This window comes from Nocardiopsis sp. TSRI0078 (assembly GCF_001905145.1).
Taxonomy (GTDB): Bacteria; Actinomycetota; Actinomycetes; order Streptosporangiales; family Streptosporangiaceae; genus Nocardiopsis.
In genome coordinates this window covers 23,698-47,055 of record NZ_LWLB01000007.1, presented here as the reverse complement: position 1 = coordinate 47,055, position 23,358 = coordinate 23,698, and the positions used below count along the sequence as shown (strand labels likewise).

22 protein-coding genes and 1 tRNA gene are annotated in these 23,358 nt (G+C 71.7%); 11 read left to right on the top strand and 12 right to left on the bottom strand.

The genetic code is table 11. The features are described 5' to 3' along the window. Positions 1-140: 140 nt before the first annotated feature. Positions 141-599, top strand: coding sequence for a DUF4442 domain-containing protein (locus A6A08_RS08170; RefSeq protein WP_073701937.1), 459 nt, complete (start codon positions 141-143; stop codon positions 597-599). A 122-nt stretch (positions 600-721) separates the two neighbouring features. Beyond that, positions 722-1,876: a DNA polymerase III subunit beta gene (dnaN, locus tag A6A08_RS08165; RefSeq protein WP_073701936.1), complete on the top strand. Its 1,155-nt coding sequence runs from the start codon at positions 722-724 to the stop codon at positions 1,874-1,876. Positions 1,877-2,098: 222 nt separating this feature from the next. On the opposite strand, the gene A6A08_RS08160 is transcribed toward dnaN, so the two are convergent. The 3 genes from A6A08_RS08160 to A6A08_RS08150 form a co-directional block, all read right to left on the bottom strand. Beyond that, positions 2,099-2,902, bottom strand: coding sequence for a DUF2786 domain-containing protein (locus tag A6A08_RS08160; protein ID WP_073701935.1), 804 nt, complete (start codon positions 2,900-2,902; stop codon positions 2,099-2,101). A gap of 86 nt (positions 2,903-2,988) precedes the next feature. After that, complete coding sequence (locus A6A08_RS08155; RefSeq protein WP_073701934.1) at positions 2,989-3,408, bottom strand: hypothetical protein; 420 nt, start codon at positions 3,406-3,408, stop codon at positions 2,989-2,991. Positions 3,409-3,724: 316 nt separating this feature from the next. After that, positions 3,725-4,237, bottom strand: coding sequence for an NUDIX hydrolase (locus A6A08_RS08150; RefSeq protein WP_073701993.1), 513 nt, complete (start codon positions 4,235-4,237; stop codon positions 3,725-3,727). 866 nt (positions 4,238-5,103) lie between these two features. Between A6A08_RS08150 and A6A08_RS28170 the strand changes: the two genes are divergently transcribed. Then, positions 5,104-5,274, top strand: coding sequence for a hypothetical protein (locus tag A6A08_RS28170; protein ID WP_199866875.1), 171 nt, complete (start codon positions 5,104-5,106; stop codon positions 5,272-5,274). A 129-nt stretch (positions 5,275-5,403) separates the two neighbouring features. Then, positions 5,404-8,388 carry a tetratricopeptide repeat protein gene (locus A6A08_RS08145; protein ID WP_083608981.1) on the top strand — a complete coding sequence of 995 codons (2,985 nt, stop codon included), beginning with the start codon at positions 5,404-5,406 and terminating at the stop codon, positions 8,386-8,388. Here A6A08_RS08145 and A6A08_RS08140 read toward each other — a convergent pair. Further along, positions 8,315-9,268, bottom strand: coding sequence for an oxygenase MpaB family protein (locus A6A08_RS08140; RefSeq protein WP_083608979.1), 954 nt, complete (start codon positions 9,266-9,268; stop codon positions 8,315-8,317). The genes A6A08_RS08145 and A6A08_RS08140 overlap by 74 nt on opposite strands. 169 nt (positions 9,269-9,437) lie before the next feature. After that, positions 9,438-10,493, bottom strand: a complete 1,056-nt coding sequence (locus A6A08_RS08135) for a DUF4037 domain-containing protein (RefSeq protein ID WP_073701933.1) — start codon at positions 10,491-10,493, stop codon at positions 9,438-9,440. Positions 10,494-11,002: 509 nt separating this feature from the next. Here A6A08_RS08135 and A6A08_RS08130 point away from each other — a divergent pair. Continuing rightward, positions 11,003-11,521 (top strand): lytic polysaccharide monooxygenase auxiliary activity family 9 protein, encoded by a 519-nt coding sequence (locus A6A08_RS08130; protein WP_073701932.1) that lies wholly within the window; start codon positions 11,003-11,005, stop codon positions 11,519-11,521. A 178-nt stretch (positions 11,522-11,699) separates the two neighbouring features. On the opposite strand, the gene A6A08_RS08125 is transcribed toward A6A08_RS08130, so the two are convergent. From A6A08_RS08125 to A6A08_RS08115, 3 genes are all read right to left on the bottom strand, one after another. Further along, positions 11,700-12,035, bottom strand: a complete 336-nt coding sequence (locus tag A6A08_RS08125) for a DUF1330 domain-containing protein (protein WP_073701931.1) — start codon at positions 12,033-12,035, stop codon at positions 11,700-11,702. A gap of 195 nt (positions 12,036-12,230) precedes the next feature. After that, a tRNA-Pro gene (locus tag A6A08_RS08120) sits at positions 12,231-12,307 on the bottom strand. Positions 12,308-12,379: 72 nt separating this feature from the next. Continuing rightward, complete coding sequence (locus A6A08_RS08115; RefSeq protein ID WP_073701930.1) at positions 12,380-13,300, bottom strand: metallophosphoesterase; 921 nt, start codon at positions 13,298-13,300, stop codon at positions 12,380-12,382. 98 nt (positions 13,301-13,398) lie between these two features. On the opposite strand from A6A08_RS08115, the gene A6A08_RS08110 reads away from it, so the two are divergent. Continuing rightward, positions 13,399-13,854 carry a GatB/YqeY domain-containing protein gene (locus A6A08_RS08110; protein WP_073701929.1) on the top strand — a complete coding sequence of 152 codons (456 nt, stop codon included), beginning with the start codon at positions 13,399-13,401 and terminating at the stop codon, positions 13,852-13,854. A 144-nt stretch (positions 13,855-13,998) separates the two neighbouring features. Here the strand turns inward: A6A08_RS08110 and A6A08_RS08105 are convergent, their stop codons facing one another. Further along, positions 13,999-16,377 carry a penicillin-binding protein gene (locus A6A08_RS08105; protein ID WP_073701928.1) on the bottom strand — a complete coding sequence of 793 codons (2,379 nt, stop codon included), beginning with the start codon at positions 16,375-16,377 and terminating at the stop codon, positions 13,999-14,001. A gap of 442 nt (positions 16,378-16,819) precedes the next feature. Here A6A08_RS08105 and A6A08_RS08100 point away from each other — a divergent pair, with 442 nt between their 5' ends. Beyond that, the gene (locus A6A08_RS08100) at positions 16,820-17,143 is read left to right on the top strand and encodes a WhiB family transcriptional regulator (protein WP_073701927.1); all 324 of its coding nucleotides are present in this window, start codon (positions 16,820-16,822) and stop codon (positions 17,141-17,143) included. A 291-nt stretch (positions 17,144-17,434) separates the two neighbouring features. On the opposite strand, the gene A6A08_RS08095 is transcribed toward A6A08_RS08100, so the two are convergent. Together A6A08_RS08095 and A6A08_RS08090 are read right to left on the bottom strand one after the other, a co-directional pair. Beyond that, entirely contained in the window at positions 17,435-18,583 is a 1,149-nt protein-coding gene (locus tag A6A08_RS08095; protein ID WP_073701926.1) for an ArsA family ATPase, read from the bottom strand. Then, positions 18,580-19,626 (bottom strand): ArsA-related P-loop ATPase, encoded by a 1,047-nt coding sequence (locus tag A6A08_RS08090; protein WP_073701925.1) that lies wholly within the window; start codon positions 19,624-19,626, stop codon positions 18,580-18,582. The genes A6A08_RS08095 and A6A08_RS08090 overlap by 4 nt, the downstream gene beginning before the upstream one ends. Before the next feature lie 151 nt (positions 19,627-19,777). Between A6A08_RS08090 and A6A08_RS08085 the strand changes: the two genes are divergently transcribed. From A6A08_RS08085 to A6A08_RS08070, 4 genes are all read left to right on the top strand, one after another. After that, entirely contained in the window at positions 19,778-19,951 is a 174-nt protein-coding gene (locus tag A6A08_RS08085) for a DUF4177 domain-containing protein (RefSeq protein WP_013156298.1), read from the top strand. Continuing rightward, positions 19,951-20,412 carry a RidA family protein gene (locus A6A08_RS08080; protein ID WP_073701991.1) on the top strand — a complete coding sequence of 154 codons (462 nt, stop codon included), beginning with the start codon at positions 19,951-19,953 and terminating at the stop codon, positions 20,410-20,412. Before A6A08_RS08085 ends, A6A08_RS08080 begins: the two co-directional genes overlap by 1 nt. Positions 20,413-20,490: 78 nt before the next feature. Then, positions 20,491-21,417, top strand: a complete 927-nt coding sequence (locus tag A6A08_RS08075) for an NUDIX hydrolase (protein ID WP_073701924.1) — start codon at positions 20,491-20,493, stop codon at positions 21,415-21,417. 91 nt (positions 21,418-21,508) lie between these two features. After that, positions 21,509-22,315: an MBL fold metallo-hydrolase gene (locus tag A6A08_RS08070; protein WP_073701923.1), complete on the top strand. Its 807-nt coding sequence runs from the start codon at positions 21,509-21,511 to the stop codon at positions 22,313-22,315. A 28-nt stretch (positions 22,316-22,343) separates the two neighbouring features. Here the strand turns inward: A6A08_RS08070 and A6A08_RS08065 are convergent, their stop codons facing one another. Beyond that, positions 22,344-23,303, bottom strand: coding sequence for an NAD(P)-dependent alcohol dehydrogenase (locus A6A08_RS08065; protein ID WP_073701922.1), 960 nt, complete (start codon positions 23,301-23,303; stop codon positions 22,344-22,346). Positions 23,304-23,358: the final 55 nt, after the last annotated feature.

The following is a 23,358-nucleotide window of genomic DNA, read 5'->3' as shown; positions in this document are numbered from 1 at the left end:
AGGTGGAGAGGAACTCTCCGCCAGTCATGGTAGCCCACAGCACTCCCCGTGCGTTGCCCGCCCGCGAAGCCCGTCCCCGCCTGCCTTTCCGGGGTGGCGCTTCCAGGTTACTCAGCAGTAACCTAGGAGGTATGGCAAACATGAACGCCGAGACGGCGGAGCAGGTCAAGGCCGGCTTCCTGGCCGCGGTGCCCTTCACCCGGACCCTCGGGCTCACCTTCACCGAACTGGACCACGGGCGCGCCGTCATGCGCCTGCCCGACAACGCCGACCACCACAACCACGTCGGCGGCCCCCACGCGGGAGCCATGTTCACCGTGGCCGAGTCCGCCTCCGGCGCGGTCGTCATCGCCACCTTCGGCGACCAGCTCGAACGGGCCCTCCCCCTCCCCACCACGGCCGAGATCCACTTCCTCAAGCTCGCCATGGGCGACCTGACCGCCGAGGCCACCCTGGGCCGCTCGCGCGAGGAGGTCATCGCCGAGCTGGACGAGGGCAAGCGCCCCGAGTTCCCCGTCGAGATCGAGCTGCGCACCGACGACGGCACCGTCACCGGTCGCATGAGCATCGTCTGGACGCTGCGCCCCAACCGCAAGTAGCGCCTCACGGGTCCCACCGTCACCGTCCCTGGCCGGATCGCGCCTCCGTCGGTCCTGCCAGGGGCTTTTGTCGGTACGGCTGGGTACGTTGTCGGCAACGACAGCTACGAGGAGGCCTCACCGTGAAACTTCGAGTGGACCGCGACGCGTTCGCCGAGGCGGTCGCCTGGACGGCCCGGGCCCTGCCCGCCCGGCCCGCCGTTCCGGTGCTCGCGGGTATCCGGTTGGAGCTCTCCGAGGACGGCTCCTCCCTGCACCTGTCCGGTTTCGACTACGAGGTCTCCACCCGCGCCTCGGTGGAGGTCCTCTCCGAGGCGTCCGGCTCCGCCCTCGTCCCCGGCCGCCTCCTGGCCGAGATCGTGCGCAACCTGCCGTCCGGCTCGGTGCACATCGACACCGACGGCTCCCGGCTGCTGATCTCCGGGGGCGCGGCGCGCTTCACCCTCATCACCATGCCGCTGGAGGACTACCCGACCCTGCCCGGCATGCCCGGCCGCATCGGCTCGGTCTCCGCCGACGCCTTCGCCACCGCGGTGCGCCAGGTGACCCCGGCGGCCAGTCGCGACGACACCCTGCCCATGCTCACCGGCGCCTACCTCGACTTCACCGGCGACACCCTGAAGGTGGTCGCCACCGACCGCTACCGCATCGCCGTGCGCGAGATGTGGTGGAGCCCCGAGGACCAGGGCCTGGACGTGTCCGCCCTGGTGCCCGCGCGCACGCTCAGCGACACCGTGCGGGGCCTGCTCACCCGGTCCAACGTGGACATCGCCCTGTCCACGAGCAGCGTGGGCGAGGGCGTCAGCCTGTCCCCGGGCGAGGGCATGATCGGCTTCGAGAACGGCGAGCGCCGCACCACCACCCGGCTGATCGACAGCGAGTTCGTCAAGTACGCCGCCTGGTTCCCCAAGGAGTTCTCCGCCCGCGCCGAGGTGGCCGTGGCACCGCTGATGGAGGCGGTCAAGCGCGTGGCGCTGGTGGCCGACCGCAGCACCCCGCTGCGGCTGGCCTTCTCCGGGAGCGAGGTCGTGCTGGAGGCGGGCTCGGGCGAGGACGCCCAGGCGATGGAGGCGATCGGGGTCGGCTACGAGGGCGACCCGATGCGCCTGGCCTTTCGTCCCGACTACCTCATGGACGGACTGTCGGGGATGGAGAGCGACACCGCGCACCTCAACTTCACCGAACCGACCAAACCCGCGGTGTTCACCGACACGCCGGCCAAGGAGGGCGAGGAGCCGTCCTTCCGCTATCTGGTACAGCCTTTGCGGGTGTCCTGAACTGGGGTTTTGGTCCCTTTCTCTGCCGGACCGCGATGTTATCCACAAAGTTATCCACAGGAGGCCGATCTTCCTGTGGATAACCCCGGGTAACCACCCCCACGGCACAACCGAACCACTCCCGCGGAACCTTCGCATTTTGGCTCTGACATGCGAAAACGTCCACGGGAGCGGTTCTGTGCACAGCCTGTGGAAAACTTTCGCACCGAACGGCGAAAGGGCCTACTCGCCTTCGGTCAGTGTGGACGATCCACCACGGCCCACGGGGGTGTCCAGGCCCAGTTCGGCCTGGCGCCCCCGCCGGTAGCCCGCCCGATATCCCGCCGCGCTGTGCGTGCGTTCGGGGCGGTGCTTGCGCAGCTGCGGGAACTGCTTGTGGAACTCCTCGTTCACCCGGTGCACGTCGTCCTTCAGCACCAGTTCCGCTCCGCGCGCGGCGTCCACGCCCTCCACCGAGTCCTCGGACTCCTCGGTCGAGGACATCTCCTGCAGCCGCGCCCGGAACTCGCGGATGCGCTCGGCCACCGCCTGCCCGTAGGCGCGCACGAACGACCGGTAGTAGCGCTTGCGCTCGGTCTCCAGCTCCGAGCGCGTGTAGTTGCGCAGCTCCCGGATGTCGGTCACGTGCGAGGAGCTCATGAACTTCGCCGACGCCTCCATCTGCATGGAGATCGACGGCAGCAGCATGCGCAGCGCGTCCAGCGCGTTGACCGTGCCCACCAGGATGATGACGCGCTCGGTGTTCTCCGAGGTGTTGCCCCGTACCGCGGACTGGCAGCCGTAGGCGGCGGCGATGTCGGCCAGCGCCCGCACCCGCGCCTTACCGTGGCCCCCCACCCCCGACACGGTGTAGTCCATGCGGCTGATCGCGTCCGGCTCCTCGCCCCTCTCAGCGCGAGCTTCGGCCTCGGCGATCGCGTGGCGGGTCATCAGCTCGGCGGCCTTGGCGGTGAACGCCTGGCTCTCGGCATCAGTAACCGCGGGATCCTCCGCCATGCGGAGGAGCCCGCGGACCCGCTCGACCATCTTCTGACGAGCAGATTCAGTCATCGGCGCCCGGTTGCTCCCGTAGGTGAGTGTCGTACTCCCGCCTCAGGCGGAAAACACCGAGCCTAGGCGTTCTTGTCCCCCACCACCATCGCGATGAGCCCCACGGTGATCCAGATCGCCGCCGCGACGAACAGTCCGCCGAAGATGCCGCCGATGATCGAACCCGTGAAGATGCTGACGAGGGCGAAGCCCGCACCGCCGATTCCGGCGGGTACGGCCGCGTACCGGAAGGGGTAGGAGGCCGCGTAGCGCCTGCCCCGGCGGTCGGACTTCCTGCTCATCACGCCGCCCACGCCGCCGACCAGGGAGAAGAAGATCACCGCCGCGGTCAGCCCGGAGGCGATGGCACCGAGGCCGGAGCCCAGGTTGAGGAGGAAGAAGAGGGCCCCACCGGCCGCGCCGCCCAGCACGGAGGTGGTCCAGGGCCAGATCATCGTCGCCGAGGCGACGGGGGTGAATGCGTTACCGCGCTCCAGCGTCATGTCCACTGCTCCAGTCGAATAGCGTGACGACCGCTCTTCGCCGGGCCGTCCCCTCCAGCATGCAAGGCCGGGGCTTCCGAGTACATCAGGGCCCGTCCCTGACATTCCCCCTACTTGCGCGCAGTACCCCGACAACGTCCGGGACGGGTCTCCGGGTTCCCCACGGGACCCTGGTCCGTGTTCCGGGCCGTGCTTATATCCGACATTCACGTGTCCGATACTGATTCCTTGGTGCGCACGCACCCGCCACCGCGTGCCGACGCGTACGTGCGGGGCCGCTTCACGCGGGAGCGGAGGGCCCCGAGGGGCTTCGGGGTCAGTCGGCGGCGGAGGCGCCCCGGTCGCCCGCCCTCCCCGCGGTCGCGGAGGCCAGGTCCGCGCACAGGTGCGGCCAGGCGGTACGGAACGCGGGCAGCAGGGGAAGCGAATCCGCCGAGTCCACCGGCACCCAGCGCACCTCCCGGCTCTCGGAGTTGCCGGGACGGAACGGGGTCAGCTCCGGCAGCCGCGCCAGGAACGTGTCGTAGCGCCACACGGTCAGATCCTGCTCGTGCACGCCCAGCAGGGTGTACTCGGCCAGGTCGCCGTCGACCTCCTCCCGGAACTCGCGCACGGCGGCCTCCAGGGGGGTCTCGTCCCGGTTCCGGGCGCCACCGGGGATCCCCCAGGTGCCGCCCATGTGGGTCCACCCGGCCCGGTGCTGGAGCAGTACGTGGCCCCTCCCGGCCATGTCGGTGGCGTACAGCAGCAGACCGGCCGCGCCGTAGACCCCCCATCTGCGGGATCCGTCCGGCAGGCTCACCCAGCCGTTTCCGTCGCCGTCCAGCATCACGTCCTCCAACTCCGCGCCCTCCAGAACCGCCGGGGTCCGTCCATCCGGCCACTCCCTAGAACCTACGGCCCGTACCCGGATCTTCCACAGTCCCCGCTTTTCGGTGTACGCGCCCCACCCCGCACGGCGCCACCGGCCCTGCGCCGTGCGGCCGCACCGGTGGCACCCCGGCGCCGGCCTTCTCCGGGCGCGGACTGACATGGCCGGACCGGGGCCTGCCCCGGCGGCGTTCCGGTGACCTGATCGCCGTGTGACCCGTACAGGCGCTTCCCTGACGCCCCGTCCGGAAGAACTTTCCGAGGGAGTTGAGAATGTCACTCGTGGAACGCGGTTCCCAAAAGGGTGCCACGGGCGTACGAATGTCAGCGGTTTGTGACGCCCGTTTCGCGGAAGTAATGGGAAGCGTGGGCGCTTTCGCCGTGACCGGGATCTTTCTCCCCGTGAGGCCTTCATGGGGGAGTGCCAGTACCGCCCGCACAAGGGGTGTCACGGCAGGTGCGGACCACTTCTCACTGTCCGCAACCGGCCAGACACTGGCCCTCGCGGCTCTTGGCGGTCAATGATGGCGCGGCCCCCACAATCCCTGCCGCTGCGCCGGTTTCGGCGCTGAAAGAAGACTGAAAGCGCAGTGGAAGAGTATCTCTCTAGTGTGGAACACGTTCGACGCGATCGGTTCCGCGAGAGGACGGCTCGCGGTTCCGACCAGTGCGACGTTCGTTGGACACACGCCACCCGTGGTGTGCTTTGAGGCGGAACCCGCCACGGGTGGCCAGTCCGCCGGAAGGCGGGGTCCGTTGATGCTTCGTAGAAGACGTAGGGCGACGTTACGGCTCTACGCGAGTGCCGTGAGACGAGGAGTTCGAGTGCCGAAGATGCTGACCGTGGACGAGGAGTTCGAGGCGATCGTCGCGGACGCGGCCCCTGAGGCGAAGATCCGGCCCTTCCAGGAGCCCGACCCGACGAAGAGCGCTCCCGCCGAGGAGCAGCCGGCACAGGACGCTCCCGTTGAGGAGAAGCCCGCCCAGGAGGAGTAACTCCTTTCCGGGTGTTCCGACGGTCACTCCGAGTACCTGAGTGGAGGGGGTACTCGGAGCCGTTGGCATGTCCGTATTCCCTTTTCTCGCCAATGGCCCTTGCTAGGGTTGCTGTTTGTGGAATTCGGCGTGCTTGGCCCCATCACCGTCTGGTCCGACGGCCGACCCGTTCCGGTCGGCGGTCCGCGCCAGTGCTGCGTGCTGGGAGCACTGCTGGTGCACCTGGGCCGCGAGGTCACCATCGAACAGCTCATCGGCTACCTGTGGAACGACGACCCGCCCCGCACCGCGCGCTCCGTCATCCAGGTCCAGATCTCCCACCTGCGCCGCGCCCTCCCCGGCACCATCGCCACGACCTCCGGCGGCTACACCCTCGACGTCGAGCCCGACTCCGTCGATCTGCACCGCTTCCGCAACCTCCAGGACAGAGCCGCCGCGGCTGAGCCCAAGGCGGCGATCGAGCTGCTGGAGCGGGCACTGGAGTGCTGGCGCGGAGTGCCCTTCTCCGGTGTCGGCTCGGAGTACCTGGACCACTCCGTGGTCGCCCCCCTGAAGGAGGAGTACTGGTCCTCGGTCATCGCCTGGGCCACCTGCGCCCTGGAGCTGGGAAGGTACTCCGACGTGGTCTCCCGGCTGACCCCCGTGGTCAGCGAGGAGCTGTTCCGGGAACGCCTGCACCACCTGCTCATCACGGCCCTGTGGCGTGACAACGAGCGTGCCAGGGCGCTCTCCGTCTACGAGGAGCTGCGGACCAGGCTCGCGGAGGAGCTGGGCGTCGACCCGGGGCCGGAGCTGGTCGCCCTGCACACCCGGATCCTCCGGGAGGACCCGCCCGAGGAGGGGGCGGAGGACCCGTCCTCAGGGGAACCGGGCACGCGCTTCGTGGTGCGCAACGACCTGCCCAGGGACCTTCCCGACTTCACCGGCCGCCAGGAGTCCCTGCGGCGGCTGGACGAGGTGGCCCGTGCCGGTGAGGACCGCGCCCAGGTCTGCGTCATCACGGGCAGCGGCGGCGAGGGCAAGACGACCACCGCGGTCCGGTTCGGCTACGAGGCGGCCAAGCGCTACCCCGACGGTCAGCTGTTCATCGACCTGTACGGCTACACCACGGACAGGGAACCGCTCGACGCCGCGTCGGCGCTCGGCGCCCTGCTGCGCGCGGTCGGGGTCGAGCCCGAGGCCGTGCCGGAAACCCTCGACGAGCGGTCGGCGCTGTGGCGGGCCACCCTCATGGGACGCAGGGCGCTGCTCGTCCTGGACAACGCCGCCAGTTACGCCCAGGTCAGCCCGCTCCTGCTGTCCTCTCCGGGGTCGATGACCCTGATCACCACGCGCAACGAGCTCTCGGGGCTCAGCGGTGCCCGCTTCCTCTCCCTCGGCGTGTTCGACGAGCATTCCTCCCTGGAACTCCTCGGCCGGGTCCTGGGTGAGGAGCGCGTGCAGCGCGAGCCCGATCAGGCGCGGGAGATCGTCCGTATCTGCGGTGGTCTCCCCCTGGCCCTGCGCGTGGTCGCGGGGCGCATGCTCAGCCGGCCCAAGTGGTCGTTCGCGCACGTCGCCCGCCGGCTCGGTGAGCAGAACCGCAGGTTCCGCGAACTCCAGGTCGAGGGGCAGAGCGTCGAGTCCGCCATCGACCTGTCCTTCCAGAGCCTCAACCGGGACCAGAGCCGGGCCTTCCTCCTCCTGGGCCTGATGATCGGCAGCACCATCGACCTCGGCGGAGCGGCCGCCCTACTGGACATGACCGTGGAGGGCGCCGACGACATCCTCCAGGAGCTGGTCGGGGTCTGCCTGCTGGAGGAGCCCCAGGGTGACGTGTACCGCCTGCACGACCTCATCGGTGCCTTCTCCCGGGACCGCGCGGCCATGGTCCTGTCCACGGAGGAGATCGACGCGGCCAAGCTCCGCCTGGCGGAGCAGTACATGGCGACCGCCCAGCACGCCGCCGACCTCCTGGGGCCACGGGGACACGAGGATGTCGAGGTGCGTCCCGGCTATCGAACGGAACTGGCAGGACGTGAGGACGCGGAGAACTGGTTCAGCCTGCACCAGGAGAACCTGGCGGAGACGATCGAGTACTTCGCCTCACACGACAACGGCGAGTACGCCTGGCGCATGGCCGACGCGGTGTGGCGCTTCTACGCCCTCCACGGCCAGATGGGCCTGCTGATCAGCTCCCACCAGCGGGCGCTGCAGATCAGTGACAAGCAGGGGAACCGGCGCGGGCGCGCGGTGACCCTCATCGGTCTGGGCATCGCCCACTGCCTCTCGGGGCGCTTCGACGAGTCCCTCGATCTCCTCACGGAGGCTCGGAACCTGCTGGACTCGACCGGCGACAGCAGAGGGCTGGTGCGGGTGCTGGCCAATCTGGGCATGGTCTACGAACGTGTCGGCCGTCTCGCGGACGCCGCAGAGGCCGTCCAAGGTGTACTGGACCACGCTGCCCAGCTGGGGGACACCCGGCTGGAGGCGTTGCAGTGGGGCGGCCTCGCCGTGGTGAAGCAGGCGCTCGGTGAGCACACCGAGGCACTGCACTGTGCCGAGCAGGCCATGGCGAAGGCCAAGGGAGAAAACCAGGATGAGGCCAGGGCCCAGGCCAAACGTGTCATGGGTGAGGCCCGTGTGGGACTGGGCGACCTGGACACCGCCTTCCGTGACCTGAACGAGGCGCTGGGGCTGTCCCAGCGCCTACACCTGGTGGACAACCAGATCTACGTGCACAACGCTCTGGGTATAGCCCACCGGGCGGCTGGGGACTGGGAGAGGGCGGCCGAGTCCCACGACGAGGCCCTGGTGCTCTCGGAGAAGTCCGGCCTCCGCAGCGGCGACGCCGAGATCCGCACCGACCTGGGGATCACCTACGCCGCCGCGGGCCGCTACGACGAGGCCGCGGTCGAGCTGGAGAAGGCCCACGCCATCGCGACCGAGCGCAGTGAGCGCTACATGGTCGCCCGCGCCGCGCTCGCCCTCGGCCGGCTGCCCGCACCGACCATGGCGGCGGACCGGGCACGGGAACTCCTGAAGGAGGCGGAGGAGGTCTTCACCGACCTGGGCCTGGCCGAGGCGGAGGAGGCCAGGAAGGCCCTGGAGGGCCTGTCCGCCGCCCTCGGCTGACGGTCCGGGCCGGACCCGGCCGACCGAGCCGGCTCGGCGGACTCAGCCGACGGTTCCCCCCCGCTCCGCGCAGCCCTGGTCGGCGCCGCGGCGGCCCCAGCCAGCGCGGTCCCAGCAGTCCGCGACGCATGGTCCACAGGCACAGGGTGGCGGGCAGGAAGCGCACGGGCCGGGGAACGCGCGGATACACCGCCCGGGCCACCCGCACGACCCGGTCGAAGCGGCGCTGGCGGGTGTCCGACCAGGGGATGCCGAACTGCTCGCGCAGGTGGGGCGGCAGGAGTCCGCCGGTGAGGAGCGACTGCACCCTCATGAGCGGCCGCAGGGGCAGGGACGCCGGGTGGAACAGTTGCTCGGTGACGGCGCGCGCCTCCTCTCCCACGCGCAGCCCGGCCATGGCCCCCTCCCAGTAGGCGTCGAACTCCTCCAGGGTCGCCGGCCACCTCTCCTCGGGCAGGCCCAGGGCGGTGCCGAGCACCGACGCCTCGCGCAGGTGCAGGGCGCGCTCCTCATCGCCGGGTTCTCCGAACACCATCGCGTTCAGGCGCGAGGTGCACTCGTACAGGGTGGCGGCCACCCACAGCAGGAGGTCGTCGTCGAGCGCACGGTACCCCGGCCCGTTCACCTTGCGGTGTATCGCGCGCACGATGGCGTGCAGGCGCTCGCGCTCCTCCTCGGTGCCGTAGACCGTTCCGTACACGAAGTAGAGGGTGCCGAGCAGGCGGTTGAACGGCCGCGTGGAGAAGTCGCTGTGGTCGTGCACGCCCCGGGCGACGCTGGGATGGGCGATCTGGAGCAGGACGGCGTATCCGGCGCCACCGAGGGCGCAGGCCTCCCCGCTGGTCCGTCGCAGGGGTGATTCATCGGACGATCGGCCCATGTCTGGGATCGTACGGCACCCCGGACCATCGGAACGGAAGGGGCACGCCCGCCGGGGGGGCGGGGCCGAGGCGCCCAAGGAACGCCTCGGGGGCATCCCCTGAGCACGTCGGGGCACCTGCGGCCCCGACGGATCCGCCACCGGCCCGGCGCATGCCCCGGAAGGGGCCTCACGGCTCCAGGGAGCGGAACACCTCCGGCCTGGTCAGGGCGTCGGTGTTGTCGACGAACTGGTCGACCGCGCCGACCGGGGGCCGGTCCGCCAGTTCCGGGTCCTCGATCCGCTCCAGCAGGGCACGCGTGAACCGGGCCGAGTCCAGCACCGGCCAGGGGCGGTCGTGGAACGGCCGCAGACCGGTGTCCAGGGGTTCGGCGAGGCCGGTCCGGTTCTGCCAGGCGGCGAGCAGGGAGCAGGCCTCGGCGAGGGCCCCGGCGTCCGCGTCCAGGCCGCGGGACAGCGGAGGGGAGAGCGCCTCCGCCTCGGGCAGGCGGGAGAACGCGCTGCCCAGCCACTTGGAGTAGGGCGGGTAGCGGCGGGACAGCAGCAGGGCCAGGCGCATGAGGTCGCGCACCAGCCGGGCGGCGACCACCCGGGCGCCCAGGAGGTCGCCGACCTCCGCGCAGCGGCCGGGGAAGGGCTCCTCCTGGGACACGCGCTGCCACTGGCAGGCCAGCACGTACCGCCACACGTCGTCCGGGTACCAGGCCAGGCGCTCCCGGGCCCGGGTGAGCTCGCCGTCGTCGTCGTGGAAGACGGCGCCGCCGACCGCCTCGGCGAGCCGCTGGGCGGGTGTGGCGAGCCAGTCGGTGGTGCTCACCCCGGCGCGCGGGTCGAAGCCCAGGTACCCGCGGAACCAGTCGCCGGTGTCGAGGACCTCCACCCGGTGGCGGCCGTCGGGTGCGTCGGCGTCGGGCAGCCACGTCCCGGGAGGGCCGTCGCAGGGGGCGAACCGGGTCGGCCAGCCGCGCACCCGGTCGGGCAGGCCGTCGTCGAGCATGTCCCGCACACGCGCGCGTTCGCCGGGGTCGGCCACGAAGAGCTGCAGGCGGGGTCCCCACCCGTGGTCGGTGGAGCGCTCGGTGTCCAACCCGAGGACCTCGGACCCCGGGCCGAGCAGCGCGGCGGCGTGCGGGACCGGACGGCGCCCGGAGGCGAGCAGCGGGGCGACCGCGTCCGTGTACAGGGCCCGGGACAGCTCCAGTCCGGGGAGGAAGGCAGGGGACATGCCCGCGAGCCTAGGGTCACGGGCCGTCGGGGGCCACGGTTTTCCGGGGGCGGGCCCCTCGGAGGGCCGGGGAAGAAAAATATATCTCCGGGGACAGGTACGGTCCGTTCGGCCCTCGTCGGCGGCATTGGTCTACAGGGTCCCCGGACAGACCACCGCTCCTTACTGGAAGGTGTCTTTCCAGTTGGCGGCCCGAGGGGTGCGGGCGCGTCGGCAGTACCAGTCCGGGAGGGCGGGTGAGTGGGCTTCCCACCTGGTATGGGTGGCACCCGGTTCCCCTCCGTGACGGGAGTCTTGACGTGTAGTGACGACCTTCTTACGGTCTTCGCAACAGGTGGAAGGAAACGCCGGGGACGCCCGGAGTTTCCGGGACAGTGCCGTCCGCCGTCCGCACGGGGGATATCCGGACCCCGATGGACGGCCTCCGCCCGCCTGGACCGGTAACGGTCCGGGTCACCCCGCTACGACCCCCGACCCGGGATCGTGACCCAAAAGAAGGGCCCCCGTTCATGAAGATCCGCAGCAGAGTCCGCTCCCTCGCGGCCGTCGCCGCCGCCACCGCGCTGACCTTCACCCTGATGCCCGCGGGTGTCGCCAGCGCCCACGGCTACGTCTCCGCACCCATGAGCCGCCAGGCGCAGTGCGCGGCGGTCATGGTCCAGTGCGGCGGCATCAAGTGGGAGCCGCAGAGCGTCGAGGGCCCCAAGGGCCTGATGAGCTGCTCCGGTGGCAACTCCCGGTTCTCCGAGCTCGACGACGACAACCACGGCTGGCACGTCACCCAGGTCGGTACCTCCCTGACCTTCACCTGGACCCTCACCGCCATGCACTCCACCGCCAACTGGGAGTACTTCATCGGCGGCCACCGCATCGCCAACTTCAACGACAACGGCGCACGCCCGCCGTCGACCGTCCGGCACACCGTGGACCTGTCCGGCTACAACGGCAGGCACACGATCCTGGCCAGGTGGAACGTCGCCGACACCAGCAACGCCTTCTACTCCTGCGTGGACGTCAACATCCGCTAGGAGCACCGCGGACGACATCTGTCAGACGTGTGACGGTTCCCCGGTCCGGCGCCCCCGCCCGGGCCGGGGAACCGGCGTTCGACGGGGCCGCCCGGCCCCGGACGGCGGCAGCGGCCCAGGACCTTCGGGTGCGGTCCCGCCGGGCACGCGGCCCGCGCCGCCGCACCCCCGGGAGCGGTCAGCCCTCCCGCAGGGACCGGGCGAACGCGGCCGAGTCGTGGTCCGGACCCACCCCCTCGACGAGGATGATCTCCCCGTCGACGTGCCCGGCCCGCAGGGGGATGATCTCCTGGTAGGCGGGCGAGTCGTACCAACTCCGGGCGTCCTCGATGGAGGGGAAGCCGATGAGGACGAGCCCGCCCTCCCAGGCGCCCTCCCTGACCTCGACCGGCGCGCCGTGCACGAGGAAGCGTCCCCCGAAGGGATCCAGGGTCGACTGGATGCGCTCCATGTACTCGATGACCTCGTCGTGCAGGTCCGCTGGCCGCAGGTGCCCGATGGCGTAGCCGGTCATGTGCCTCCGTTCGGATCACCGGTCCGTTCGGGCGCCAGCATCACAGGTTTCCGGCCCGCCGTCGACGGCTTTTCGCGCTCGGGGAGAGGGGCGCGGACCCGGGGCGGGGCGGGCCCGTGGAGCGGTGTTCGGGGGCCGCGTCCGGGCCGACCCCCGACACGACGAAGGCCGGTCCCGTAGGACCGGCCCTCGTGCTGGTCGGGGTGGCGGGATTTGAACCCACGACCTCTTCGTCCCGAACGAAGCGCGCTGCCAAGCTGCGCTACACCCCGAAGCAACGTCCACAAGTCTAGCGGACGTGAGGAGTGCTCGCGCACGCTTTTCCGGTCGGAGTGGGACAGCCCTCAGGAGGCCGCCACGAGGTCCAGCAGCGAGGCCTCCGGGCGGCAGCAGAACCGCACCGGCGCGTACGGGGAGGTGCCCAGGCCCCCGGACACGTGCAGCCACGCGTCCCCGTACCCGTGCAGCCCCCAGGCGCGCCTGCGGTCGATCCCGCAGTTGGTGACCAGGGTCCCGTAGAACGGCAGGCACAGCTGCCCCCCGTGCGTGTGCCCGGCCAGGAGCAGCTGGTAGCCGTCGGCCGCGAACCGGTCCAGGTTGGACGGCTCCGGGGAGTGCAGCACTCCCAGGCGCAGGGCCGCCGACGGGTCCGCCGGTCCGGCGATCTCCTCGTAGCGGTCCAGCTTGATGTGCGAGTCGTGCACACCGGCCAGGGCGACGTCCAGTCCACCCGCCTCCAGCGACCCCTTGCGGTTGTTCAGGTCCAGCCACCCGGACGCGGACATGGCCGCGCCCAGCTCGCGCCAGGGCAGGTCCGGCACCCGGCGCTTGTTGTAGTCGCTCCTGCTCGTCCGCCACAGGTAGCGGGCCGGGTTCTTCAGCTGCGGCGAGAACAGGTCGTTGGACCCGTACACGAACGCGCCCGGCCGCTCCAGCAGCGGCCCCAGGGCCTCGGTGAAGGGGCCCACCGCGTCAGGGTGGGCCAGCGAGTCGCCCGTGTTGACCACCAGGTCCGGCTCGTAGGCGTCCAGCCCCCGGATCCAGTCGATGAGCATCCGCCGGCCCGGCGTCAGGTGCGCGTCGGACAGGTGCAGGATCCGAAGGCGCGGGCTCCCGGGCGGCAGGAGGGGCAGCTCGTAGCGGCGCAGCCGGAACCAGTTGCGCTCGATGACCGAGGCGTAGACCAGTCCCGCCGCTCCGACGGCGCCCGTCACCGCGGCCGCGCGCCCCACCCGGCGCAGGAGTCGTCTGTTGTCGGCGCCCATCTTCCTCCTTCGTTGTTGTCATGATCGTCGCAGACCCGGCGGTGCACCGGTGCGCAAACCGTTGGTGGGCCGACCGCCCGCCGCCGTAGGATCGGTCCATGTCCGAACTCAAAGAGCGCCTCAAGAACGACCTGACCACCGCCATCAAGGCGCGTGACAAGGTGCGTACCGGGACCCTGCGCATGGTCCTGGCAGCCATCTCCACCGAGGAGGCGGCCGGTACCGCCCAGCGCTCCCTCGACGACGAGGAGGTCACCCGGCTGCTGACCCGCGAGGCCAAGAAGCGCCGCGAGGCGGCCGAGGCGTTCGAGAAGGGCGGCCGGCCCGAGCAGGCCGGGGCCGAGCGGGCCGAGAGCGAGGTCATCTCCGACTACCTGCCCAAGCAGCTCACGGACGAGGAGCTCTCCGCCCTGGTGGCCGAGGCCGTCGCGGAGACCGGAGCGGAGGGCCCCAAGGCGATGGGCCAGGTCATGAAGCTCGTCAAGCCCCGGACCGCCGGCCGTGCGGCGGGCGACCGCGTGGCCGCCGAGGTCAAGCGCCAGCTCGCCGGATGATCCGGCTCCCCGGCGTCCCGCCGTCCTGACCGGGGAGCGGGCACGGCTTCGCGTGGTGCGGGTCCCGCGCCCACCGCGCTCCGACCGGTACGCGAGGGGGCGGCGGTGTCCGCACCGCCGCCCCCTTCGCGCTGGCCGCCTCGCCTACTCCTGTTCCCTGACCGTGGGAGTGGAGGCGGGCTGGACCGGGAACCAGTCCCCGTCGTCCTCCCGGCCGGCGGCCGTTTCGCCGCCGCGGCTCAGGAAGACGTTCACCGTGGCCCCCTCGGGAAGACGCGTTCCCGGGTCCGGGTTGACCGCGGCCACCGTGCCCTCCGGCTCGGCGGAGCGGATCCGGGTCCCGGACACGTTCACCGTGTAGCCGGCGGCCTCCAGAGTGCTCACCGCGTCCCCCTCCGACAGGCCGACCACGTCCGGCACGCCTCCGTCGTCACTGGCCGGGTTGGCCTCCTCGTCCGGCTCCGGAGCCCGGGGGAGCGACGTCGAGCCGAACTTCGCCGGGGGCGACGGCAGCTGCTTGACCTCCAGCCCCTCGTGGGCGCCCTTCATGGTCGCCTCCCAGATCGGGCCGGGGATCGTCGCGCCGTAGACCACGCTGTAGTAGTCGTCTCCGATGGTGACGTTGCGCAGCGGGTGCTGCTGGGGGCCGCGCGGGTCGCCGACGAAGACCGCGGCCGCCATCTGCGGGGTGAACCCGGCGAACCAGGCCGCCGCCGAACCGTCGGTGGTGCCGGTCTTGCCCGCCGCCGGACGCCCGATGTGGAGGTTGCCCGCGGTGCCGCCGTTGAAGGGCTGGGTCAGCAGGTAGCTGACCCCCTTGGCGACCTCCTCGTCCAGGACCCGCGAGCACTCCGGCTCGATCTCGATCGTGGTGCCCGACTGCTGGTCCTCGATCTTGGTGATGGCCTGCGGCTCGCAGTAGATCCCGCCCGAGGCGAAGGTCGCGTACGCGTTGGCCACCCGCAGCGGGGAGACCTCCTCGCTGCCCAGGGTGAAGCTGCTGTTGGCCAGCGAGTTCTCGTTCTCGGTGAACAGCGTGCCGTCCGCGCGCTTGAGCCCCAGGTTCTCGGCCATCTTCATCACGTCGCAGATGCCCACCCGCTTCTGGAGCTGCGCGAAGTAGGTGTTGGACGAGGCCTTGGTCCCGGACAGCATGTTGTGCGTGGTGCTGGAGTTGGTGTCGCCGGCGTTGCTGGGCGTCCAGGTGCTCAGCGAGCCGCCGTTGCAGCTGCGCTGCCCGGAGACGGACACCTTGGACGGGGAGTTGAACGAGGTGCTGTACGGCAGCCCCTCGTCCAGCGCGGCCGCCAGGGTGAAGGCCTTGAACGTCGACCCGGCCTGGAAGCCGCTGCTGCCGCCTCGGTCGGCGTCGGTGGTGAAGTTGATGGAGGTCTCGCCGAGCTGGCTCTCGTCGGGACCGTAGTTGCGGCTCTGCGCCATGCCGAGGATGTGGCCGGTGCCCGGTTCGATGACGAGCTCCGCGCCCACCTTGCGGGACTCGTTCTTGCGGGGCACCCACTCGTCCACGGCCGCTTGGGCGGCCCCCTGGGTCTGCGGGTCGAGGGTGGTGTGGATCTGCAGGCCCGCGGTGCGCAGCCAGCGCGCGCGCTCGGTCTCGTTGGGGCCGAAGCGCTCGTCCTTCTCGATCTCCTGGACCACGTAGTCGCAGAAGAACGGCTGGTCGCTGGGCACGCAGCCGTTGGGCGGCGTGGACAGATCCAGCTCCATCGGCTCCTTCTTGGCCTCCGCCGCCTCGGCCTCGGTGATGGCGCCGGTGGCCACCATGCGGTCGAGCACCACGTTGCGCCGGTCGGTGGTCTGCTCGGGGAAGAAGCGGGGGTTGTACAGGTAGGGGTAGCGGACCAGCCCCGCGATGGTGGCGGCCTGGTGCAGCTCCAGGTCGCTGGCGGGCACCTGGAAGAAGTGCTGGGCGGCGGACTCGACGCCGTAGGCCCCGTCGCTGAAGTAGGCGATGTTGAGGTAGCCCTCGAGGATCTCGTCCTTGCTCATCCGCTGCTCCAGGGCCACGGCGTAGCGCAGCTCCCGGATCTTGCGGGCGACGGTCTCCTCCCGGGCCTCCTCCAGCTCCTCCTGGGAGGTGGCCGCCTCGATCTGCACGTTCTTGACGTACTGCTGCGTGATGGAGGAGGCGCCCTGGGTGTTGCCGTTCAGGGTGCGTATGGCGGCGCGGAACGTGCCCGCCACGTCGATGCCGCCGTGCTCGTAGAAGTGGGCGTCCTCGATGGCGAGGATCGCGTCGACCATGACCGGCGCGACGTCCTCGATCTCGACCAGTTCACGGTTCTGGTCGAAGATCTCGGCGATGACACCGCCCTCGCTGTCATAGATCGTCGACCTCTGGGGAGGAGGCGGAGTCTCCAGGTTGCCGGGCATGTTCAGGAAGTTGCTGGCGACGTTGCGGGCCGTGATCCCCAGACCCCCGACCGCGGGAAGGGCGAGCGCGGCGACGAGGAGTCCCGCGACGGCGCCGACGACGACCAGTTGGCTGATTCTTTGAAGCAATGTCCCCTGACCCACCCCATCAGACTAAGTGACCACGAACGCCCGAAGTGGTGCGATGTGGCACGGACAGTGTGCGAACGCACGGAAATGCCCGCGCCGTCCCACGGGCTGTGCCCCCATGCCATCTTTTCATGCTTATCGCAGACCAATCGCTACACGGTTCGGTGCTGCGAGGGTTCGTGTGTCCGGTCGCGGAGGGCCGCCAGGCCCCACGCAATGGCCCGAGCGGGCCATATTCGGTTGGACGAAAAGTGGGTCGAGTGGGTTCTGTCGGCGCGGCGCACAGATCCGTAACTTCTAGGCAACGGGGGTGGACTCGACGCACCCCACGCGGCAGCGGGAGCCTACCTGTCCTCCCCGTCCCCTCGGGACACACAGGGAGCCCCGTGTCCCGGCGATCCGCTGACACACGCGGGCGGGCGCGCACACAGGGGAGTAGGGCATGTGGACCGACCAGTGGACGACCAGGGCGTTGTGCCGGCGCGGGGACCCGGACGCGCTGTTCGTCCAGGGCGCGGCGCAGCACCGCGCCAAGCTCATCTGCCAGAGGTGTCCGGTACGTATCGAGTGCCTGGCCGACGCCCTCGACAACCGGGTGGAGTCCGGTGTCTGGGGAGGCATGACCGAGCGTGAGCGGCGCGCGCTGCTGCGCAAGCACCCCGGCGTCACCAGGTGGGAGCCGCTCCTGGAGGAGGCCGACCGCGAGGGCGGCGGCGACCTCGCCGACTACGCGGCCGCGCACACCGGCCGCACGTCCGCGGCCTGACCCGCGGCGGGCGGATTCCCGGCTTCCCCCGTTCCCGGCGGCGCTCCCGGACGCCGACGGCGCCACCGGGAACGGGAGCACCGCCGCCGGTTCGCTCCCGCGCTTCCGGGGGCGCAAGGCCGGTCTGGCCTGGGGAGTGTTCTTTGGAAGGCTTTCGGGTCAGCGGGCGGCCGTCCGGGCAGTCTCTCGCAAGACGAGGTGCGAAGTTCGGCCTGGTCGTGCTTCACGAGCGCAGAGGCGCAGCGAGGGGCAGCCTGGTGGACGCGAGCCCAATGATGCAGAAAACACGACCTAGCGGTCCCGGGAGGCGCGGGCCAGCGCCTCGCCGATCCCGCGCAGGCCCGCGAGGTCGTGCACGTCCTCGGGCAGGGCGGCCACCTCGGCCACGCGCACGCCTTCGTGCGAGGACAGCAGTGTGTCCCGCAGCCGGCCCTCGCGCTCGCGGGTGCGGACCCTCTCCGCGTGCAGCCGCAGCGCCGCCGACGCCAGCGGGTGCGAGCCCGAGCGCTCCAGCGACTCCGCGGCCGCCACCGCCTCCCGCGCACCCAGGCCGGCCGCCGGACCCCCGGGCAGCGGATGGGTCCGGTTGACCACCAGCCCGGCCAGCGGCATGGAGTCGGTGGCCAGCCGCTCCACGAAGTAGGACGCCTCGCGCATCGCGTCCGTGTCCGGCACGGCCACCACCACGAACGCCGTCCCCGGCGTCCGCAGCAGCCGGTAGGTGCGCTCGGCGCGCTCCTGGAACCCGCCGAACACCGTGTCGAACGCCGCCACGAAGGAACGCAGGTCGTCGAGCAGCTGGGCGCCCACGATCCTGCCGATCGCCGAGGTCACCAGGTTGAACCCGGCGCCGAGCAGGCGGAACGCGCCCGTGCTGGCAGGTGCGCTCAGGAAGCGGATCAGGCGCCCGTCCAGGAACCGGCCCAGCCTCTCGGGCGCGTCCAGGAAGTCCAGGGCGGACCGGCTGGGCGGGGTGTCCACCACGATCAGGTCCCAGTCCTCCGACTGGCGCAGCTGGCCCAGCTTCTCCATGGCCATGTACTCCTGCGTGCCCGAGAAGCTCGTGGAGAGGGTCTGGTAGAAGGGGTTGTCCAGGATCTGCCGGGCCCGGTCGGGGTCCGCGTGCTGCTCAACGACCTCGTCGAAGGTCCTCTTCATGTCGAGCATCATCGCGTGCATGCTGCCCGCGGCCCCCTCGGGCAGCGGCACCGGACGCGGGGTGTTGTCCAGCGACTCCAGCCCCAGCGACTGGGCCAGCCTCCGCGCCGGGTCCACGGTGATGACCACGGCCCGGCGTCCGCGCTCGGCGGCGCGCAGCCCCAGCGCGGCGGCGGTGGTGGTCTTGCCGACCCCGCCCGCGCCGCAGCACACGATGATCCGCGTCCCGGGGTCGTCCACGAGCGCGTCCACGTCCAGCCGCTCGTGCGGCGCGGGGCTCACCGGCGCACCCCCTGCTCGGTCAGCCGCCGCGCCAGGACGTCCAGGGCGGCGCGGTCCACACCGCCCTCCAGCAGGGGCAGCTCCAGCACCGGCCGGCCCAGTTCCTCCAGGCCGGAGCGCACCCGGCGCTCCAGCCGGACCCGCACCGCGTGCGCACGCACCTCCCCGGCCAGCGCCGCGGCGAGTTCCCCGGGGTCCTTAAGTCGGGCCTCCTCCAGCCCGGCGGAGAGCGCGTCCAGGTCGGGGCCCCCGTCCGCGGCGGCGGCCAGGTCGGCCTCGTCCAACAGTGGAGGCCGCACCATGTTCACCAGCACCATTCCCACCCTGAGCCCCAGACCGCGGACCTCGGCGACGCCGTCCCGGGTCTCCTGGACCGGCATCTCCTCCAGCAGGGACACGAAGTGCACGCGGGTCTGCTCGGAGCGGATGACCTCCATGACCCGGTCCGCGTGGTTGCGGACCGGCCCCACCCGGGCCAGCCCCGCCACCTCGGAGTTCACGTTGAGGAACTGGGCGATCCGGCCGGTGGGCGGTGCGTCCATCACCACCGCGTCGTAGTGGAAGGGGGCCGTCGGCGGGGCGTCGGAGGGCCTGCGGCGCGAGCCCCGGCGCCGCCGTACCGCCTCGGTGGCCTTGCCGGTGAGCAGGACGTCGCGCAGGCCGGGGGCGATGGTGGTGGCGAAGTCCACGGCGCCCAGCCTGTTGAGCGCCTGGCCGGCCCTGCGCATCCCGTAGAACATCTCCAGGTACTCCAGCAGCGCCGCCTCGGCGTCGGCCGCCAGCACGCACACCGTGCCGCCGCCGGGCACGGAGACCATCTCCCGCTCCTCGTAGGGCAGCGGCGGGCCGCCGAGGAGGGTGGCGATGCCCTGTCGGCCCTCCACCTCGACCAGCAGCACCCTTCCGCCACCGGAGGCCAGCGCCTGCGCCAGTGCCGCGGCCACCGTGGTCTTGCCGGTCCCGCCCTTCCCGGTGACGATGTGCAGTCGTGCTTTCGCGCGCGCCCCACCCGGAGGCTGCGGTCCGTGCTCGCCCTCGCTCACTCCAGGCAGTCTATGCGGGCGCCCTGGATGGGGTCCCGGAGCAGCGTCGGCGTGCACGCGGCAGGGCGCGCGGGTGAGTAGGGTGGCGGCGTTGACGTGCGGCGCCCGGCCAGTCGGGCGGGGCACCGGTGACCGAACAGGGGTAGGACGCATGAGCAAGTGGGAGTACCAGACCGTGGCGCTGCTGTCGCACGCCACGAAGCAGATCCTGGACAACTGGGGCGCCGACGGCTGGGAGCTGGTCTCGGTCGTGCCCGCGCCGCTGCCGGAGGGCACCGACCCCCGCAACCAGCAGTACGTGGCGTACATGAAGCGGGAACTGTGATGGCCACCCCCGAGGAGCGCATCGCCGAACTGGGCCTGACCCTGCCCGAGGTGGCGGCGCCGGTGGCGTCCTACACGCCGACGGTGCGCAGCGGCGACCACGTGTACGTGTCCGGCCAGCTGCCGTTCGTGGAGGGCGAACTGCCCGCCACGGGCAAGGTGGGGGCCGAGGTCGATCCGGATACCGCGCGGGAGCTGGCGGCGCTGTGCGCGCTGAACGCCGTCGCGGCGGTGCGGGCCGAGGTCGGCGAGCTGTCCAACGTGGTCCGGGTGGTGAAGGTGGGCGGCTTCGTGGCCAGCGCTCCCGACTTCACGGGTCACCCCGGTGTGGTCAACGGCGCCAGCGACCTGCTCGCGAAGGTCTTCGGCGACGCGGGCGTGCACGCCCGGGCCGCCGTGGGGGTGGCCGCCCTGCCGTTGGACGCCCCGGTCGAGGTTGAGATGATCGTCGAGGTCCGCTGAGCGTCTCGCTCCCTTCGGGGTGAACCGCCCCGGGCCGCGGCGCGGCTTCCCGATCCCGAGACCCTGGAGGGTACGTCGATGCACAACGGCTCTGCGCCGGACGACGGCGAACGGGGCGGCCCGGAACGCGGTGGGCGGGACGGCGCCGCGGCCGACGCCGCCGGTCCCCGTCCGGCCGCCACGGTCATGCTCCTGCGGCCCGCGGCGGGCGGGCGCTCCGCGGCGGACGGTACCGGCCGGAGCGGCGCGGGCGCGGACGTTCCCATGGAGGTCCTGCTCATGCGCAGGGTCCGCTCCATGGGCTTCGCGCCGGGCGCCTTCGTCTTCCCCGGAGGCGGGGTGGACGAGCGCGACGCCGACGGCGGGGTGCCCTGGACCGGTCCCGGCCCCGAGGAGTGGGCGCGCACGCTCGGCACCGACGTGCCGATGGCGCGCGCCCTGGTGTGCGCGGCGGTCCGGGAGACCTTCGAGGAGACCGGCGTCCTCCTGGCGAGCGAGCCCGGGCACGCGGACGAGGAGGCCCTCACCCTCGACACGGCCACCGAGGACTGGGAGCGGGACAGGCTCGGCCTGATCGACCGCTCCCGCTCCTTCACCGAGGTCCTGTCCCGGCGCGGCCTCGTCCTGCGCTCGGAGTGGCTGCGCGCGTGGTCGCGGTGGATCACCCCGAGCAGCGAGCCGCGCCGCTACGACACCTGGTTCTTCGCCGCCGAGCTCCCGCCGGGGCAGGCCTCCCGGGACGTGGGCGGCGAGGCCGACCTGACCCGCTGGACCGATCCGGCCGGGGTCGCCTCCGAGTGGGAGGCGGGCCGGATGCCGATGCTGCCGCCCACGGCGGTCTCCTGCGCCGAGCTCGCGGACTGCCGGACCCTGCGGGGCGTCCGGGAGGCGCGACGGGATATCGTCCCCATTGAACCTGTTGTCCGCAAGGTCGACGGTCGGCTCCGCGTCGTCGCGCCGAACGGGGTCGACTACCCTCTGCCGAGACCCGGCGCGGCCCCCTGAGGTACCCCGTGCCACGGCGCGGACCGCTCGGGCGGGTCCCACGACCCCGGCCGTCCGCCCCGGCCCGGCCCGGCGAGCGAAGCGAGGTGCGATGAGGATCGACGGCTCCGGGACACTGCGCGCCAGCTGCGTGCTGTGCCCCAATCCCGGCCCGATGACGCTGGAGGGCACCAACACCTGGATCCTTCGGGAGCCGGGCGCGCGCGGGGTCGTGGTCGTCGACCCCGGCCCCCACGACGAGCGCCACCTGGAACGGGTGGCGCGCACCGTGCAGGAGCAGGGTTCCCAGGTCCTGATGGCCCTGGTGACCCACCGTCATCCCGACCACGGCGAGGGCGCCCGGTACTTCTCGGAGCTGACCGGCGCGCCGGTGCACGCGGTCGACCCCGGGTCACGGGTCGGCGGGCGCGGCCTGTCCGACGGCGAGGTCCTGGAGGCCGACGGCCTGGAGGTGCGGGTGGTCGCCACCCCCGGGCACACCGAGGACTCCGTGTGCCTGATGGTGGAGGCGGACAACACCCTCCTGACCGGCGACACGGTCCTGGGTCACGGCACGACGGTGATCGACGGCGACGACGGCCTGGGCCCCTACATGGACTCGCTGTACCGGTTGCGCGACCTCGTGCACGAGTACGACGTGCGCACCCTGCTTCCCGGGCACGGACCGATCCTCACGTCCCCGGCCGCGGTGCTGGACTCCTACATCGACCACCGCGAGTCGCGCCTGCGCCAGGTCCTGGACGCGGTGCGCGCGGGGGCGACCAGGGTCGAGGAGATCGTCGACGGGGTCTACCCCGAGGTCACCGAGCAGATCCGGTTCGCCGCGGTCTCGTCGGTGCGCGCCCAGCTGCGCTACCTGGCCTCGCGCGAGGAGCTGCCCGAGGGCGTCGAGGTCTGACGGCCGCGGGGCCGGATCCCGCGTCCGTTCACACGGTGACGACCACGCTGCCCATGCGGCCGCCCCGCTCGACGCGCCGGTAGGCGTCGGCCGTCCGTTCGAGCGGGTGGCTGCCGTCCACGACCGCGCGGATCCCGCCCGAGGCGAACAGCGAGTCCAGGAACACGAGGTTCTCCGGCCGCTGCATCAGGCCGGTGGCGGCGAACCTCGCCCTCCTGCCGCGTCCCGGTGAGGTCAGCAGGACATGGAGGAGCGTTCCCGGGGTGGGGTTCACCGACAGGTAGGCGCCCCGCCGGGTGAGGACCCTCCGGCACCGCGTGAACGAACTCCTTCCCGCGGCGTCGAGGACGACGTCGTAGCGCTCGGCGCCCCGTGTGAAGTCGTCCCGGGTGTAGTCGAGGACGCGGTCGGCGCCCAGCGCGTACAGAGCCTCCGTGTTCGCGGGGCCGCACACGCCGGTGACCTCGGCGCCGAGGTGCTTGGCCAGCTGTACCGCGTAGCAGCCCACGGAGCCGGAGGCCCCGTTGACCAGGACGCGCTGGCCGCCGCGCACGCGCGCGACATCGCGCAGGAGGGTGAGCGCGGTCGTGGCCTCCAGCAGGCACGCGGCCTCCTCGTGCGTCATCCCGCTCTCGCGCCTGGCCATGACCGCGTCCTCGGGCACGCGGAGGTACTCGGCCTGCGTGCCGAAGTCCCTCGGGCTGAGCCCGAACACCCGGTCGCCCTCGGCGAAGCGCGTCACGCCCGCGCCGACGGCGTCGACCTCCCCGGAGAAGAGGCTGCCCTGGACGGAGAACCTCGGGCGCAGCAGGCCGGAGTAGAGCCTGGCCGCGAACGGCTCACCGGACAGGAAGGAGCAGTCGTCCCGCGCCACGGTCGTCGCGCGGACCCTGACCAGGACGTCGTGCTCTCCGTACCGGGGTGTGGGGACCTCCCGCGGTTCGAGGACGTCGGGGGTGCCGTAGCGGGGACAGACGATCGCTTTCATCAGGGGCCTCGTCTCTTGGGGTTCCACGTCAGGGAGGGGATGGAGCCGGGCGTCC

Bases quoted from the DNA above. Each gene is read 5' to 3' on its own strand.
- A6A08_RS08170 (WP_073701937.1), top strand. From the start codon at position 141: ATGAACGCCGAGACGGCGGAGCAGGTCAAGGCCGGCTTCCTGGCCGCG.
- A6A08_RS08160 (WP_073701935.1), bottom strand. From the start codon at position 2,902: ATGGTCGAGCGGGTCCGCGGGCTCCTCCGCATGGCGGAGGATCCCGCG.
- A6A08_RS08155 (WP_073701934.1), bottom strand. From the start codon at position 3,408: ATGACGCTGGAGCGCGGTAACGCATTCACCCCCGTCGCCTCGGCGACG.
- A6A08_RS08150 (WP_073701993.1), bottom strand. From the start codon at position 4,237: ATGCTGGACGGCGACGGAAACGGCTGGGTGAGCCTGCCGGACGGATCC.
- A6A08_RS08140 (WP_083608979.1), bottom strand. From the start codon at position 9,268: ATGGGCCGATCGTCCGATGAATCACCCCTGCGACGGACCAGCGGGGAG.
- A6A08_RS08135 (WP_073701933.1), bottom strand. From the start codon at position 10,493: ATGTCCCCTGCCTTCCTCCCCGGACTGGAGCTGTCCCGGGCCCTGTAC.
- A6A08_RS08130 (WP_073701932.1), top strand. From the start codon at position 11,003: ATGAAGATCCGCAGCAGAGTCCGCTCCCTCGCGGCCGTCGCCGCCGCC.
- A6A08_RS08125 (WP_073701931.1), bottom strand. From the start codon at position 12,035: ATGACCGGCTACGCCATCGGGCACCTGCGGCCAGCGGACCTGCACGAC.
- A6A08_RS08115 (WP_073701930.1), bottom strand. From the start codon at position 13,300: ATGGGCGCCGACAACAGACGACTCCTGCGCCGGGTGGGGCGCGCGGCC.
- A6A08_RS08110 (WP_073701929.1), top strand. From the start codon at position 13,399: ATGTCCGAACTCAAAGAGCGCCTCAAGAACGACCTGACCACCGCCATC.
- A6A08_RS08100 (WP_073701927.1), top strand. From the start codon at position 16,820: ATGTGGACCGACCAGTGGACGACCAGGGCGTTGTGCCGGCGCGGGGAC.
- A6A08_RS08085 (WP_013156298.1), top strand. From the start codon at position 19,778: ATGAGCAAGTGGGAGTACCAGACCGTGGCGCTGCTGTCGCACGCCACG.
- A6A08_RS08080 (WP_073701991.1), top strand. From the start codon at position 19,951: ATGGCCACCCCCGAGGAGCGCATCGCCGAACTGGGCCTGACCCTGCCC.
- A6A08_RS08075 (WP_073701924.1), top strand. From the start codon at position 20,491: ATGCACAACGGCTCTGCGCCGGACGACGGCGAACGGGGCGGCCCGGAA.
- A6A08_RS08070 (WP_073701923.1), top strand. From the start codon at position 21,509: ATGAGGATCGACGGCTCCGGGACACTGCGCGCCAGCTGCGTGCTGTGC.
- A6A08_RS08065 (WP_073701922.1), bottom strand. From the start codon at position 23,303: ATGAAAGCGATCGTCTGTCCCCGCTACGGCACCCCCGACGTCCTCGAA.